The sequence below is a fragment of the Nonomuraea sp. NPDC050540 genome, from assembly GCF_044457485.1.
Classification (GTDB): Bacteria; Actinomycetota; Actinomycetes; order Streptosporangiales; family Streptosporangiaceae; genus Nonomuraea.
This window is the reverse complement of the sequence record NZ_JBITHA010000002.1, coordinates 461,107-476,144: the sequence shown is the minus strand read 5'-3', so window position 1 is coordinate 476,144 and position 15,038 is coordinate 461,107. Positions and strand designations below refer to the sequence as shown.

Below are 15,038 nucleotides of genomic sequence, written 5' to 3'. Positions count from 1 at the left end.
ATCAATTCCTCGCCTTGCCTGTAGTCCCGTAGAAAGCGCACGCCAAATGCGATTGCCTTTTCTTGCTGGAGGACCAGGCGGTGCTGTGATCACGGCGTGACCTACCCGTGCGACGCTGGTCGCTTCGGCTTAGGCGGCGGAAGTGCCGCCCTCAACCCTTAGGGAGAATGTCCCCTGATGAGGCGATGGACACCGGTCATGGCCCTCGCGTTGGCCGGATTCGCCCTGCCAGGCGCACCCGCTTCCAGTGTGGCTGCGGTTGGCGATCCGGTTGCTGCGATCCAGCACCAGCTGGTCAAAGGCCGTGGTGTGCGGGTAGTCGTATACAACACATCCAACAATGGCGATGGATGGCGCCGTTTCAAGCCCACCAAGGGTGTTGTCGGGTTCGGCGATGGCAAGGTGATGGCGACCGACCTGGTGGACCATCAGATGCAAGGCGTCCGCGACATCTGCATCGGCAAACGCATATGGCAGTACAAGCCATGGGGAAATGACCCCAAGGGCAAGAAATGGGTCACCTATCCATGGAAGTGTGATCTGCGTCTGGGGGCGGGCGATCTCCGTCTGGACAAGCCGGCCGTGCTCGCCGCCGTGCTGTCCACCGCGACGTCGGAGCGACCCTCCGGTACCTATGACAGTGTGTCCACGACCCTCCACCAGGGGGTGATGACGTTTCGGCAGCTGTGGGAAGTCCGGCCGGAACTGCGGCCGAAACGTGAAGACGAAAGCAGCTCATGGCCGATCGAATGGCGCCTGTGGATTGGCAAGGATGGTCTCGTACGCCGCGCCTGGGTCACGTGGCGAGAGTCTGACCAAAGCTCGCTCAAGGGCGCTACTAACGGGCAGGGATGGTTTGGCTTCGCCGAAGACATCCGATACTCGGGCTGGGGCACAAAGCTGACCATCAAGCCCCCGCCCCCCACCCAGACGACCGCCATAAACTTCCCGAAGCATTAGCGGTGTTCCCGGAGGTGAAGACCAGGGCCGAAGTCACGAGTCGGTGGCGTGCCTCGACGGTGGCCGCTGATCGCTGCAGATTTCTGCGACGACTGATTGAACCAGCTTCTACTGTCATTGCAGGCCGCCGCGCTGATCCCTTGTGCTTTCAGCGACCTGGACCAGTATGTCCGCTCGTGGTTCTTCCGCCTAGCCACCCGATGCGAGGCCGAGTATTTGCGCTCCACAGGCTCGTCGCAGTTCCAGGGTGATGACAGGCCTGCGGTTCTTGGGCAGGAGGACATGAGAGGCTTCGACATGACCAAGCGGTGACATGTGCGCGCAGCCGCGCCGCTGGTTGAGAGCCTTCCAGAACAATCGGTCGCGTCACACACTTGATATTGACCTTTCGGTTTCCATTTAGAGACCACGCGCTCGTGCACGCAGGTGCGCGTCAGCGAAGCCCAGGTGCCATCCGGATGCGGGCCAGGACGGCAGTCACCATGAACGACCGGCTTCTGCTCAGCAGGCAATCTCAGCGTCACTTGGAATGCGAGCAAGCGAATCTTGGACATGGGCGCCCGCAGAGGTCTTTCGGCGTGGCGATACCTTGGCCGTCCTGGGCGTCTGAGTTGACGTGCGGGGCCAAACCGGACGACGGGGCCCCCGGGCCACGTGCCGGAGAGTCCCCGCGAGCAACCGATGCCGCGCCTCGGTCTCACCAGAGACGGTTCGAGGCTCTCCTAGAACTGAGAAACCCCAGCTCAGGGTACTGAGCTGGGGTTTCTGTGCAGGTGCGCCGCCAGGGACTCGAACCCCGGACCCGCTGATTAAGAGTCAGCTGCTCTAACCAACTGAGCTAGCGGCGCTTGCAGAGAGGAATATACCGGTCCTCCCCACCAAGCGCGAATCGATACCGGGCGGCCTCAACGATTAGAATAAAGTTCGGCCTACCCGCCTCGACAGGAGCGCTATGTTCGACTCGCCCGCCGATGTGTCCGTGCGGCTCGCCGCCGCCAGCTACCTCTCCGACGATTCCATAGCCACCTCCGTCTACCTGGCCGCCGCTCTCGGCAAGCCGCTGCTCGCAGAAGGACCGGCGGGGGTGGGGAAGACCCAGCTGGCCAAAGCCGTGGCGGAGGCGACCGGGGCGACGTTGATCAGGTTGCAGTGCTACGAGGGGCTGGATGAGGCTCGGGCGCTGTACGAGTGGAACTACAAGAAGCAGCTGCTCAGGATTCAGGCGACCAGCACCGATGAGGACATCTTCGGCGAGGAGTTCCTGCTGGAGCGGCCGTTGCTCAGGGCGATCCGGGCGAGCGAGCCCACGGTGCTGCTCATCGATGAGATGGACAAGGCGGATGTCGAGGTCGAGGGCCTGCTGCTGGAGTTGTTGTCGGATTTTCAGGTGACGATTCCGGAGCTGGGGACGATCGCGGCGGTCCGCCGGCCGTACGTGGTGCTGACCTCGAACGCGACGCGTGAGCTGTCCGAGGCGCTCAAGCGGCGGTGTCTCTATCTGCACATCGCCTATCCGACCCCGGAGCGGGAACGGGACATCGTGCTCAGCCAGGTTCCGTCCATCCGGGCGGATCTGGCGGAGCAGCTGGCGCGGACCGTGGCCACGCTGAGGGCGTTGGAGCTGAAGAAGGCGCCGTCGGTGGCGGAGACGGTGGACTGGGCGCGGACGCTGCTGGCGCTCGGGCGGGACGAACTGGATGAGGAGACCGTCGCCGCCACGCTCGGGGTGGTGCTCAAACACAACTCCGACCATGTGCGGGCGGTCAAGGAACTCGGGCTCTGATGTCGCTGGTCGACAGGCATGTCGGGTTCGTGCACGCGTTGCGCGAGGCGGGGGTGCCGGTGTCGCTGGCCGAGGGGCTGGATGCCGCGCGCGCGTTGCGGGTGATCGATCTGTCGCAGCGGGAGGCGCTGCGGGCCGCCTACGCGACCACGCTGATCAAGAAGCCGGGGTATCGGGCCGGGTTCGACGTGCTGTTCGACCTGTGGTTTCCGCCGGTGATCAGCGGGCTGCACGTCCCGGCTGATCAGGACGGCGATCCTCGCGAACGGCTGGCCGGCCTGCTGGTCGACTCCGGCGACGCGGAGATGGCGGAGTTCGCCCGCGCCATGGTCGAGCGGTTCGGACGCCAGGCCGCCGGACCGGGGCGGCAGAACTGGTTCAGCTACAGCGTCCTGCGCGCCCTGTCGCCGGAGACGCTCATGGCGCGCATCCTCCGGGAGGTCCTGGCCGGTCAGGAACGCGGCGGGCTCGCCGAGAAGACGGCCCGGCAGCGGGTGAACGCCAATATCGCGCGATTTCAGGACGCGGTGGCGGCGGACGTCCGGCGCCGCATCGCCGAGGACTCCGGCGTCGAGCGCATCGCCCGCTCCACCGTGAAGCCGCCGCTCGACCAGATCGACTTCCTGCGCGTCACCAAGGCGGACCTGGCACGGCTGCGCAGGGAGGTGTATCCGCTGGCCCGCAGGCTGGCGGCGCGCCTCACGATCAAGCACCGGCGCGGTCGCCGGGGGCGCCTGGACTTCCGCCGGACCGTCCGGGCCTCGCTGCAGAGCGGCGGGGTGCCGCTGACCACGGTGTTCAAGCCGCCCCGGCCGCACCGCCCCGAGCTGGTGGTGTTGTGCGACACCAGCGACTCGGTGGCGTCGTTCGCACATTTCACGCTGTTGCTCACCTACGCGCTGAGGGAGCAGTTCACGAAGGTACGCGCGTTCGGCTTCGTGGACCGGGTGGACGAGATCACCAGGTTCTTCGTCCCCGGCGCGGACGTGGTCGAGGCGATGACCACGCTGGCCAACGAGTCCGACATGATCAGGTTCGGGCGCACCAACTACGGCCACGCCTTCGAGGGCTTCGCGGAGCGGTACGGCGACGCCGTAGGACCCAGGACGTCCTTGCTCATCCTCGGCGACGCCCGCAGCAACTACCAGCCCCCGGCCTTGGACACGCTGAAGGCGCTGACCGCCAGGGCCCGCCACGCGTACTGGCTCAATCCCGAGCCCACGGCCCAATGGGACACCGGCGACTCGATCGCCTCCTCCTACGCCACGGTGATCCCCATGCATGAATGTCGAAATGTCCAACAACTGACAGCATTCATCGAGACCCTCGCATAATTCGAGACATGGGCCCGGGGCTGGGTTACGTTCCCGTCAGACACCCAGTCCCGTCGAGGGGGCACCATGAGCTACACCCTGCTCAAAGGCGAGTTCGTCATCCGCTACCCCGATCTTCCCCGCCAGGGGCCGGAACCGGACGGCGACACGGTCAAGTTCAAGCCGGACGCCCCCGCGCTGGTCGAGGGCCTGCCCCGCCCCACGGGAACGCCCCCGAAGATCAACGGCCGCGGCATCTCCACCCGCCTGGAGGCGATCGACGCCCTGGAGACGCACTTCGGCGACACCCACCAGGAGCTGCTAGGAGCCAACGCCGCCCGCGACGAACTGCTGCGCCTGCTCGGCTTCACCAACGTCGTCTACTTCCCCGACCTGCCGAACAAGGTCCAGTCGGCCGACCAGGACACGATCCGCGGCCACGTGCTGTCGAACGGCATCGACGGCAACGGCCGCCTGATCGCCTTCGCCTTCACCGGCGAGCATCCGGGCGCGGACGGCTCGGCGGTGTTCCTGGACGAGGCCGGTGTGGACCGTTCCGTCAACGCCGCCCTGCTCAAGAACGGCCTGGCCTACCCGGCCTTCTACGCCACCCTGGCCGCGAGCCTGCGCGAGCACCTGGCCACGGCCTCGCGTACCGCCCGCGACGGCAACGCGGGCATCTGGCCCAGAGCCACCGGCGACCCCGACGGCACCGCCAAGATCGCCGACCTCCAGGCCTTGCAGCAGGCGGTGATCTGGCCCAAGCTGTTTCGCCGGCTCGTCCCCTATCTGGCCTCGGGCCGCACGACGTTCGACGGCTTCGACGCGTGGCTGCGTGAAGACCCGGTCAACCGCGACGACCAGCTCTTCCTGCTGCAGAAGGGCGAGTACGGCAATATGCACGACGTCGTACGCGCGGCCGGGAACGAGATCCAGCTCACCGCCTGGCCCGAGGACTTCATCATCAGCCCCGACCCGGCCCCGCCCGGCGCGCCCGTCCACCCGAGGCCCGCGGCGATCGGCGACGTCCTCATCGTGGCCGCGCTCCCCGACCCGGTGGGCCCCGACGGAGGCCGCGAGCGCGTCACGCTGATCAACACGACGCCGAGCCCGGTCAACCTGCAGGACTGGGCGCTGCTCGACGCCGCGGGCGGCCGCCACGCCCTGTCCGGCACGCTGGGCGGCGGCGACGTCCACCAGGTGACGCTGAGCGGCGCGCTCCAGCTCGGCAACGCGGGCGACGCGCTGGTCCTCACCGACGGCGCGGGCGCGCTGGTCGACCAGGTCTCCTACAAACCCGAGGCGGTGCTGTCCGGCCGTACGATCTGCTTCGGGCGATAATCCCCCCTACGTCACGGCCCAGCCGCCCCACCCCCACCCGCCGACGCGGGCGGGGGCCGATCGTGGGGGTCGCTTCTCACGTCGGACACACGCACCACCGCAACGGCCCCCATAACCGGCCAAGTGGTACCAATGACGGATGATCGGAATGTCGGAGTCCACGACCGCCGAGCGCTACCTGAGCTTCGGCCGGTCGGAGGCGAAGGGGAACTCGCCCGCCTACGCCGCACGCTGTGAGGAGATCGCCGGGGACACCGCCTTCCTGGCCCTGCTGGACGCGCTGCCCGAGCCGAAACGGCAGCCCAACCTGCTGTTCGCCGCGATCCGTTTCCTCGGCGGCCCGGTCGACGGCGGGCTGAGGGAATGGGCCGCCGCCCGCTGGGGCGAGGTGGCGGCCGTCATGCTGGCCCACAGCACCCAGACCAACGAGCCGGGCCGGTGCGCGAGCCTGCTGCCGTTGCTGGCCCGGCTGCCGCAGCCGCTGGCGCTGATCGAGGTCGGGGCGTCGGCAGGGCTCTGCCTTTTTCCGGATAAATACCGATACGAGTATTCCGGTCATCCGCCCTTCGGGCCCGCGAGCCCGGTGACGCTGGCCTGCCGTACCGGAGGACCGCTTCCGCAACGGATGCCGGACGTGGCCTGGCGGGCCGGGATCGACCTCAACCCGATCGACATCACGGACCCAGAGCAGACCCGCTGGCTGGAGGCGCTCGTCTGGCCCGAGCAGCACGAGCGGCTCGCGCGGCTGCGCGCCGCGCTCGACCTGGCGCGGGCCGAGCCGCGGCCCCTGATCGTGCGCGGCGACCTCAACGAGCACATCGAGGAGCTCGTCGCGCGGGCGCCGTCAGGGGCGACCACGGTGGTCTTCCACAGCGCCGTGCTCTGGTACCTCGCGCGGGAGGACCGTGAGCGGTTCGCGCGCACGATGCGGCGGCTGCCGGTGCGCTGGATCTCCAACGAGGCGGAGCCGGGGCGGGAGGGATTCACGCTGGCGCTGGACGGCGAGCCCGTGGCGCGCACGGGCCCGCACGGCCAGTTCCTGGAGTGGCTCTAGCGGGCGCGTGAGCGCCACAGGAGCCAGACGAAGTACGGCGTGCCGATCAGCGCCGTCACCAGCCCGGCCGGAACCTGGGCGGGGGCGATGACCGTGCGGCCCAGGGTGTCGGCCAGGCTGACCAGGAGCGCGCCCAGCAGCGCGGCGACCGGGAGCACACGCGCGTGCTTGGCGCCGACCAGGGCCCGCGCGGCGTGCGGGGCGACCAGGCCGACGAATCCGACCACGCCGACGGCCGACACCGCCGTCGCGGTCAGCACGACGGAGGCGGCCAGGGCGGCCAGCCGTACCGGCTCAAGGGGGACGCCGAGCACGCGCGGCGTGTCCTCGTTGAGCGCGAGCAGGTCCAGGTCGCGGCGGAGCCAGGCGATCAGCGGGACGGACACCACCAGCGCCAGCGCGACCGGGATCAGCTGGATCGGCATCCTGCCGTAGGTGGAGCCGGACAGCCAGGTCAGGGCCTTCGCGGTGTTCCAGGGGTCCGACTTGACGATGATCAGGACGGTCATCGCCGTGCAGGCCGCCTGGACGGCGACGCCGATGAGGACGAGCCGGTCGGAGTTCAGGCCGCCGCGCCACGACAGCAGGTAGACCAGGCCGAACGCGACCAGCGCGCCCGCGCCCGCCGCCCCCGTCATCGCCCAGATGCCCGCCATCGGAACCGTCGTCAGCAGGGCGATCGCGCCCACTCCCGCGCCCGTGGTCACGCCGAGCACGCCGGGCTCGGCGAGCGGGTTGCGGCAGACCGCCTGCACGGCGGTGCCGGCCACGGCGAGCGCCGCTCCGGCCAGCAACGCGGCGAGCACGCGCGGGTAGCGCTGGTCGAGCACGTAGGTGAGGGCCCGTCCGGTACGGCCCTGCAGCCAGTTGGCCACGTCCCCGGTGAGCAGCCACGTGTCGCCGCCCAGCATGCCGAGCACCGCGGCCCCGGTCAGGAGCGCGAGGCAGATCGCGACGACGACGAGGAAGGCGACGCGGGAACGGCCGACGACCGTGCGTACGGCGGGCGGCTGCCGGGTGGGACCGGCGTCGCGGTAGCGGCGGGCCAGCCAGATCATGACCACCGCGCCCAGCAGCGTCGTGACCACGCCGGGCGGCACGTCCACCCCGGCCTGCGCGCCGAGCACGGCCCGCAGCAGGATGTCGGAGCCGAGCACGATGAGCGCCCCGGCCAGCGCGGACAGCGGCAGCAACGAGCGGTTGCGGTGCAGGCCGGGGATCGACCTGGGCAGCAGCCGAACGATCACCGGCGCGCAGAGGCCGACGAAGCCGATGGGACCGGCGATCGTCACGGCCGCCGCCGCCAGCACCACGGCCAGCAACGTCAGGACGAGGCGCAGCCTGCGCACGTTGACGCCGAGCACGGAGGCGGTGTCGTCGCCCAGGCCGAGGATGTCCAGCTTGGGACCGGCGGCCATGGCGGCCAGCAGGCAGGCCAGGATGACCGGGCCGAGCTGGGTGACCGCGTCCAGGTCGCTCTGGACCAGCGAGCCGCTGCCCCAGGCGTACAGACCGGTCGTGCCCTCCTGGAAGAGGATCATGACGAGGTTGGTGAGTGAACCGAGCGCCAGCGCGGTGGCGGAACCGGCCAGGATGAGCCGGGTGGTGCCAGTACGCCCGCCCGCCGACAACGCCAGCACCAGCGCGGCGGCGGCCAGCCCGCCGAAGAAGGCGAGGCCGCCGGAGAGCACGACCGGCAGCGAGAGGCCGAACGCGGCCGCCGTGGCGACGGTCAGGTAGGCGCCGTTGCTGACGGCGAGCGTGTCCGGCGAGGCCATCGGGTTGCGGGCGACCGACTGCAGCAGTGAGCCCGCCGCGCCGAGCGCGACGCCGACCGCGACCCCGGCGAGCAGCCGGGGCAGCCGGGAGGCCAGCAGTACCCTGACCGCCTCGTCGCTGCCGCCGAAGACGCCGGACAACACGTCCATGGCGCCGACCGACGAGGTGCCCTGGGTGATGTGCACGGCCGAGACCAGCACGAGCGCCGCCAGCGCGAGGAGGAAGACCCCCGCGGTCCCGACCCGCCTCAGCGGCGTGATCGGGACCTCGACGGACGTGAGCGTGCTCAAGCGGTGAGGGCCTTGACGAGCGCCTCCGCGTACTGCTTGCACGACGCCGGGCCACCGAAGGTCCAGATGCCGTCGGGCAGCTTGGTGACGCCCTGCTTCTTCACGAACGGCAGCGACTTCCAGATGGCGTTCGAGGCCAGGCCGTCGGCGAAGACGTCGACGCCGTCGGAGGCGCTGTAGAAGAAGCGGGTGTCGGCGTCCTTGAGCGCGGTCAGGCCCTCGACGTCGGTGTTGCCGAGGCCCCAGACCTTGTCGACCTTGCCGGTCCAGGCGTTCTTGAGCCCGAGCCCCTCGGCCACGTCGGAGACCAGCGCGCCCTTGCCGAACAGGCGGACGGAGATCGTGCTGCCTTCCTTCCACCCGTCGGCCATGGCGAACGGCTTGCCCGCGACGCCGGCGGCGGCCAGCTTCTGCTTGCCGTCGGCCAGGGCGGCGTCGAAGTCCGACAGCGCCTTGTCCGCCTCCGCCGTCTTGCCGACCGCGGTGGCGAGCGTCTTGAACTCCTCGCGCATGCGCTGGAAGTTGCCCGTCGCGTCGCTGCCCTTGAAGACCAGCACCGGTGCGATCTTCTCCACCTGGGCCACCAGGCCCTCGTCGTCGGTCTCCATGACGACGAGGTCGGGCTGGAGGGAGGCGATGGAGTCGACGCTCGGCTCGGTACGCAGGCCCACGTCCTTGACCGACGCGTCGAGCGGGGCGGCGGTCACCCAGGTGGCGTAGCCCTTGACGTCGGCGGCGCCGACCGGCATCACGCCGAGGCTGGCCAGCATCTCGGTCTCGCCCCATTCGAGGCTGACGACTCTGCTGGCCGCGCGCTCAAGGGTGATCGGCTTGCCCCGCGCGTCGGTCACGGTGACCGGGGTGGCGGTGGCGGGAGCCGTACCTCCGGAGGTGGAGGACGCGGCGGGGGCGGGGGTCTCGGTGGTGCCGCAGGCGCTGAGAGCGGCGATCGCGGCCAGGGCCGCGAGGGCCGTGCGCAGGGGGAGCATGTCTTTCCTGTCAGGTCGCGACGGGCAGGTGCCGGCCGATCGGCCGGGTGCGCACCGTGCCCGTCTGGGGGTCTTGCGTGACGTCGATGCGGATGCCGTAGGCGTCGGTGAGGAGCTCTTCGGTGAGCACCCCGGCGGGCGGGCCGTCGGCCCGGACCCTGCCGCCGTGCAGCAGCACGATGCGGTCGGCGATCTCGGCCGCCTGGTTGAGGTCGTGGAGCACGATGCCGATGGCGACGTCGTGCTCGTCGGCCAGGTCGCGGACGAGCTCCAGCAACTCGACCTGGTAGCGCAGGTCGAGGAACGTGGTGGGCTCGTCCAGCAGCAGGACGGCGGTGTCCTGCGCCAGGCAGGTGGCCAGCCACACGCGCTGGAGCTCGCCGCCGGACAGCTCGTCCACCGGGCGTTCGGCCATCGCGGCGACGCCGGTGAGCGTCATCGCGCGGGCGACGGCGGCGGCGCCGTCGGGGTCGCCGGCCTTCCAGCGGCCCCGGTACGGGTGGCGGCCGTAGCCGACCACGTCGCTGACCTGCACCCCGCTCGGGGTGGGGCGGCTCTGCGCGAGCAGCGTGACGCGGCGGGCGAAGTCGCGGGGCGACAGGTCCAGTGCGGACCCGCCGTCGCCGAACGTCACCGTGCCCGCTTCGGGACGGTGCAGCCTGGCCAGCGCGCGCAGAAGCGTGGACTTGCCGCTGCCGTTCGGACCGACCAGAGCGGTCACCTGGCCGGGGCGGAGGTCGATACGGCCCTCTTCGACCACGCACGTACCGTGGTAGCTGAGGCGGAGATCGGCTCCGGCCAGCGAGATCTTCCCTGTCACGGGCATAAGGTTAGGCTACCCTTGCTTAAAGTCAATCCTTTGTGACCAGCTGTCGATTTCCGCTCGCCTCGTTTGTCGGATGGGTAAAGCACCGGACGACGAAGGAGACCGATCATGTCCAGAGCCATGAGGTGCGCTGGCAGGGCGAGCTGGAGGGCTCGCCGGAAGAGGTCCGGGAGGCCATCACCGTCCGCGCGGACGGCCGGCTGTGGAAGATCGACTACGAGCCGCGTGTGGGCGGCAGTGAGACAGGACTCACAGCGGCGGGCGGCACCGTGACGGTCTGGCCGCGGATCCTCATCCTGTACGGCGAGCTGCAGCGGATCTGGCCGTCACCCGTGGTCGCGCTCAACCGGGCGGTGGCCCTGGCCACGGTCGAGGGCCCGGCCGCCGCGCCGGAGCTCAGCGACAACGCCGCCGAGCAGGAGTTCCTGCAGGAGCGAGCCAGAACTGTCGGTGCCATGTGGCACGGTGTGGAACTGTGGCCCAACCCCTGAAAGAGCTCGTCAACGCCGCCTCCGTCGGGGTCCTCGCCGACGGTCTCGCCGCCTCGCTGCCCGGCTTCGCGCGCGAGCGCTTCGTCCACGAGGCCGTCTCCGGCCTCGGCCCGCTGGAGCTCAAGGACCGCGTGCGGCACGTCGCGAGCACGCTCGGCCTGGTCGCCGGCCTGCCGTTCCCCTCCGTGGCCGCCGCCCTGCGGGCCGGCGCGCCCAAGCTCGACATGTGGAGCGGCTGGCCCGCCACCGACTACGTCGCGCTCCACGGGCTCGGCCACCTCGACGTCGCGATGGAGACGCTGGCCGCGATCACGCCGCACGCCACCGCCGAGTTCGCCGTGCGCCCCTTCCTGGAACGTCACGGGCGGGCCACCCTGGAGATCATGTACGGCTGGGCGGACTCGGCCGACGAGCACCTGCGCCGCCTGGCCTCCGAGGGCACCCGGCCGCGACTGCCCTGGGCCACGCGGGTGAGCTGGCTGATGGAGCCGGGGCCGACGCTGCCGATCCTCAACCGGCTGCGCGACGACCCGAGCGAGTACGTGCGCCGGTCCGTGGCCAACCATGTCAACGACTTCACGAAGGGGCATCCGGAGGCGGCGATCGCGTTGCTGGCCGGGTGGCGGGCTTCGGGCGGGTCGTATGTGGAGAAGGTGGTGCGGCATGCCGTACGGGGGTTGTTGCGTGAAGGGCATCCCGAGGCGTTGGGGCTGGTCGGGGCTCGGGCGGGCGGGGGCGCGGTGGAGTCGCTGACGCTGGCGGCCGGGCAGGTGGCGGTGGGGGAGAAGCTGCCGTTCACCGTGGTGGTCACGGCCTCTGAGCCCGGACCTGTGGTGTTGCGCTACGCGGTGTGCCGTGAGGGGTCGCGGCGGGTGTTCCACCTGGGCGAGCGGGTGGCCGGGGTGGCGGGGGAGGCCTTCTCCTGACCAGGTCCCACTCGTTCCGGCCAGTGACCACCCGCGTGGAGCCTCCGGGGCCGCGCACGCTGGAGATCATGGTCAACGGCGTGGTCAGAGCCAGCGCCGCCTTCCACCTCACCCCCTGACCCGGCCCGCCCGCGCCCCTGAACCCCCACCCCCGAAATTCCGGCACCACCCTCGGCACGACCTGCTGAACCCCGCTAACCACCGGATCCCCAACACACCCAGCCGGCCCCCGGCACTCCGCCGAATCCCCCGGACGGTTGCCGGGGCCCGACCCGTGATCTGGGACGCCCGCCGGATCCCCGGCTCGACCAGCCGGGCTCCGGATTGCGGTCAGAACTCCGGGACGGTTGTCGGGGCCCGATCCGTGCTCAGGGGCACCCGCCGGATCTCCGGCTCGACCAGCCGGGATCCGGCGTCGCTGCCGGAACGCCGGGATGTCCGCCGGGACCGCAGGGCGGTCGCCCGGCGTTCGGAGGGGACAGGAGCCCGTGGGGTGAGCGGTCGTAACTCAAGGGGACCGGGGCGTGGGTCGGCTGGGGGTGTGCGGGCCGGGCGGTGGGCTCGGGGGTCTGGGCACGGGGTGTGCGGGCGGGGCTGTGGGCGCGGAGTCAGGGTGGGGTGGGGCGGTCGCGGCGGGACTGGCGGCGGCGGGTCATGCGGTCCGTTGGGTCCGTGGGGGACGGGGTGGGTTCGGGGGTCGGCCGCTGGGTGAGGTGGTGGGCCAGGGTGGCGATGGTGGGGTGGGTGTAGAGGGTGGTCAGGGGGAGGCGGCGGCCCAAAGCGGTTTCGAGGTGGAGCTGGACCTTGGCCATCAGGAGCGAGTGGCCGCCGGTGTCGAAGAAGTTCTGGTCCCTGGGCACCTCGGGGAGGTCCAGGGCGGTGCGCCAGGCGGCGGCGATCACCTCTTCCAGGGCGGTGAGGGTGGACGGCGTGGCGACCGGCCGGTGTGCGGGGAGCGCGGCGGTGTCGACCTTGCCGGTCGGGGTCAGGGGGAAGGCGCTGAGGGCGGTGAACGAGGTGGGCAGCATGTACTCGGGCAGCACCTCGGACAGGGCGTCGCGGAGCCCGGCCGCGGATTCGGCGATGACGTAGGCGTGGAGGTGTTCGTCTCGGGCCACGACGGTCGCCTTCGACACGCGGGGGAGCGCCGACAGGGCAGCCTCCACCTCGCCCGGTTCCACGCGGTGGCCGCGGATCTTCACCTGGCGGTCCAGGCGGCCGAGGTAGGAGATCTGGCCGTCGGGCAGGAGGCGGCCCAGGTCGCCGGTCAGGTAGAAGCGGGTGCCGTCGGCGTCCGTGCCGAACCTGGCGGCGTCCCCGGCCGGCGCGCACCAGTAGCCGGCCAGGTAGGGGCTTCTGATCACGATCTGCCCCTCCGGGCCGGCCGGCTCCAGGGTGACCCGGGTGCCGGGGAGGGGGCGGCCGATGGGGACGACTCCGGCCGGTACGAGGGCGGCGTCGGCCTGGGTGAGGTGGTTCTGGACGGCGAAGGAGATCTCGGTGGCGCCATAGCCGTTGACGAAGACGCAGGAGCCGCCGAAGTGGCGGCGGAAGCGCTCCAGGTCGGCGCCCACCACGGCCTCGCCGCCCAGCACGATGGCGCGCATGCGCGACAGCCGTTCACCGTCCGCGAGCGCATCCACCAGATAACGGAAAACCGTCGGCGTGGAGTGATAAATGGTGATCTGTCGGGCGGCGACGGCCAGCTCCGACAGGCCCGCCGCCCGCACGTCCACCGGCACCACGCACGCCCCGTTCAGGAGGGCGGAGAACGTGTCGGTCACCGCCATGTCGAAGCTGAACGACGACAGAACACTGACCCGGTCGGACGGCCCGATCCGCAGGTTGTTCGTGTGGGCGGCGACCTGGAACAACACCCCCCGATGCGTCTGCACGACCCCCTTGGGCTCCCCGGTCGAGCCGGAGGTGAACAGGATGTACGCCGCCGAGTCCGGATCCACCGGCACCCAGCCGGACGACGACTCCCCGGCCAGGGCGGTCACGTCCACCACGCGGCACCCCTCCAGCAGCTCACCCGCCGAAGCCAGGTGGCCGGGCGAGGTCAGCACCACGTCCGCGTCGGCCAGGGCGGCCATGCGGCGCAGCCGTACCGGCGGATAGCGCGGATCGAGCGGTACGTAGGCCGCGCCCGCGCCCAGCGTGCCGAGGATCGCGGCGATCGTCTGCGCGCCGTGGTCGAGCAGCAGCGCCACCCGCCGCGCCCCGCGCACCGCGGACGCCACCCGCCCGGCGCGGCGGGCGAGTTCGGCGTAGGTGAGGCCGTCGAGCGCGGGCCGGTCGGGGTGGGTACGGGCGGCGGCCAGGAAGCGGGCGGGGATCGACTCCGCCAGCCACTCGGCGCGGAACTCCCGGTGCTCCGGGACGACGAGCGTGCTCACGTCATCGCCACCAGGACCTTGCGCGTGCCGGTGAAGGCGTGCCGGCCGTGCAGGACCAGCATGTTGTCGATCACCAGGACGTCGCCCTCCCGCCACGGCTCGGCCCATTCGCCGGCGCGGGCGACCTCGCGCACGTGGTCGAGATCGGCGGCGGGGATGGGGGCGCCGTCGCCGTAGAGGGCGTGCAGGGGGAGTTCCTCCTCCGACTCGACCAGGCCGAGCAGCGCCTCGGCCTCGTCGGCGGGCAGGGAGGAGACGTGCCACTGCTCGGCCTGGTTGAACCAGACCTCCTCGCCGGTCAGCGGGTGTTTCCTGGTGGCCGGGCGCGTCTGCCGTACGCGGAGATCGCCCTCGTCGCTCCAGGCGAACCGCGCGCCCGCCGCGCTCAGGACCGACTCGACCTCGGCGCGGTCGGCGGTCTCGTAGGTGTCCTGCCAGGACTTGCCCAGGCCGAAACCGCCGTGGAGGTTCTGGAGGTAGGTGACGCCGCGGGTGGTGAAGCGTTCGCGCACCTCGGGGTCGAGCGCGGCCAGCAGGGCGCGGCCGTCCGAGATCGGGGTGGCGCCGCCGGTGTCGGCGGCGTCGAGGCAGCAGAAGAACAGGCGCTCGGGCCACAGCGCCGCCTGCGAGAGTTCGTTGTGCAGGGAGATGCGGTATTCGGCCGGGTACTCGGTGGAGGTCCAGACGCCTTCGTGTACGGCTTCGCGCGGCGAGTTGCCGTGCCGGTAGGTGGTGAACGGCTCGCCGAACGCGCGTACCACCGTGTGGAACTCCTCGGCGGATGAGACGCCGAGCCCGCGCAGGAGCACGGCGCCGTGCTCGAGCAGGAGTTCGGCCGTCTTCACCGGGTCGGCGTGGTCGAGCGTGGCGACGGTGGTGGCAGGCAT

12 protein-coding genes and 1 tRNA gene are annotated in these 15,038 nt (G+C 70.8%); 7 read left to right on the top strand and 6 right to left on the bottom strand.

Features of this window, described 5'->3' with window-relative positions; translation table 11 throughout:
* Window positions 1-198: 198 nt before the first annotated feature.
* The gene (locus ACIBI5_RS08620) at window positions 199-960 is read left to right on the top strand and encodes a hypothetical protein (protein ID WP_397244629.1); all 762 of its coding nucleotides are present in this window, start codon (window positions 199-201) and stop codon (window positions 958-960) included.
* 774 nt (window positions 961-1,734) lie between these two features.
* Here ACIBI5_RS08620 and ACIBI5_RS08615 read toward each other — a convergent pair.
* Window positions 1,735-1,808, bottom strand: a tRNA-Lys gene (locus tag ACIBI5_RS08615).
* Between the two features lie 104 nt (window positions 1,809-1,912).
* Here ACIBI5_RS08615 and ACIBI5_RS08610 point away from each other — a divergent pair.
* From ACIBI5_RS08610 to ACIBI5_RS08595, 4 genes are all read left to right on the top strand, one after another.
* Window positions 1,913-2,743: an AAA family ATPase gene (locus ACIBI5_RS08610; RefSeq protein WP_397244627.1), complete on the top strand. Its 831-nt coding sequence runs from the start codon at window positions 1,913-1,915 to the stop codon at window positions 2,741-2,743.
* Entirely contained in the window at window positions 2,743-4,077 is a 1,335-nt protein-coding gene (locus ACIBI5_RS08605; RefSeq protein ID WP_397244625.1) for a VWA domain-containing protein, read from the top strand. Before ACIBI5_RS08610 ends, ACIBI5_RS08605 begins: the two co-directional genes overlap by 1 nt.
* Before the next feature lie 66 nt (window positions 4,078-4,143).
* A complete protein-coding gene (locus ACIBI5_RS08600; RefSeq protein WP_397244623.1) occupies window positions 4,144-5,397 on the top strand; it encodes a lamin tail domain-containing protein in 1,254 nt (417 codons plus the stop codon).
* A 139-nt stretch (window positions 5,398-5,536) separates the two neighbouring features.
* Window positions 5,537-6,451: a DUF2332 domain-containing protein gene (locus ACIBI5_RS08595; protein ID WP_397244621.1), complete on the top strand. Its 915-nt coding sequence runs from the start codon at window positions 5,537-5,539 to the stop codon at window positions 6,449-6,451.
* Here ACIBI5_RS08595 and ACIBI5_RS08590 read toward each other — a convergent pair.
* The 3 genes from ACIBI5_RS08590 to ACIBI5_RS08580 are packed head-to-tail and all read right to left on the bottom strand — an operon-like array spanning window position 6,448 to window position 10,329.
* On the bottom strand, window positions 6,448-8,520 hold the full coding sequence (locus tag ACIBI5_RS08590; RefSeq protein WP_397244619.1) for an iron ABC transporter permease: 2,073 nt from the start codon (window positions 8,518-8,520) through the stop codon (window positions 6,448-6,450). The two genes, ACIBI5_RS08595 and ACIBI5_RS08590, sit on opposite strands and share 4 nt — an antisense overlap.
* Window positions 8,517-9,509, bottom strand: a complete 993-nt coding sequence (locus ACIBI5_RS08585; protein WP_397244617.1) for an ABC transporter substrate-binding protein — start codon at window positions 9,507-9,509, stop codon at window positions 8,517-8,519. Before ACIBI5_RS08585 ends, ACIBI5_RS08590 begins: the two co-directional genes overlap by 4 nt.
* Window positions 9,510-9,519: 10 nt before the next feature.
* Complete coding sequence (locus ACIBI5_RS08580; RefSeq protein WP_397244615.1) at window positions 9,520-10,329, bottom strand: ABC transporter ATP-binding protein; 810 nt, start codon at window positions 10,327-10,329, stop codon at window positions 9,520-9,522.
* 131 nt (window positions 10,330-10,460) lie between these two features.
* Between ACIBI5_RS08580 and ACIBI5_RS08575 the strand changes: the two genes are divergently transcribed.
* Together ACIBI5_RS08575 and ACIBI5_RS08570 are read left to right on the top strand one after the other, a co-directional pair.
* The gene (locus ACIBI5_RS08575) at window positions 10,461-10,826 is read left to right on the top strand and encodes a hypothetical protein (protein WP_397244613.1); all 366 of its coding nucleotides are present in this window, start codon (window positions 10,461-10,463) and stop codon (window positions 10,824-10,826) included.
* Entirely contained in the window at window positions 10,811-11,752 is a 942-nt protein-coding gene (locus ACIBI5_RS08570; protein WP_397244611.1) for a hypothetical protein, read from the top strand. The genes ACIBI5_RS08575 and ACIBI5_RS08570 overlap by 16 nt, the downstream gene beginning before the upstream one ends.
* Window positions 11,753-12,360: 608 nt before the next feature.
* Here the strand turns inward: ACIBI5_RS08570 and ACIBI5_RS08565 are convergent.
* Together ACIBI5_RS08565 and ACIBI5_RS08560 are read right to left on the bottom strand one after the other, a co-directional pair.
* Window positions 12,361-14,151 (bottom strand): amino acid adenylation domain-containing protein, encoded by a 1,791-nt coding sequence (locus tag ACIBI5_RS08565; RefSeq protein WP_397244609.1) that lies wholly within the window; start codon window positions 14,149-14,151, stop codon window positions 12,361-12,363.
* A complete protein-coding gene (locus ACIBI5_RS08560) occupies window positions 14,148-15,038 on the bottom strand; it encodes a TauD/TfdA family dioxygenase (RefSeq protein ID WP_397244607.1) in 891 nt (296 codons plus the stop codon). Before ACIBI5_RS08560 ends, ACIBI5_RS08565 begins: the two co-directional genes overlap by 4 nt.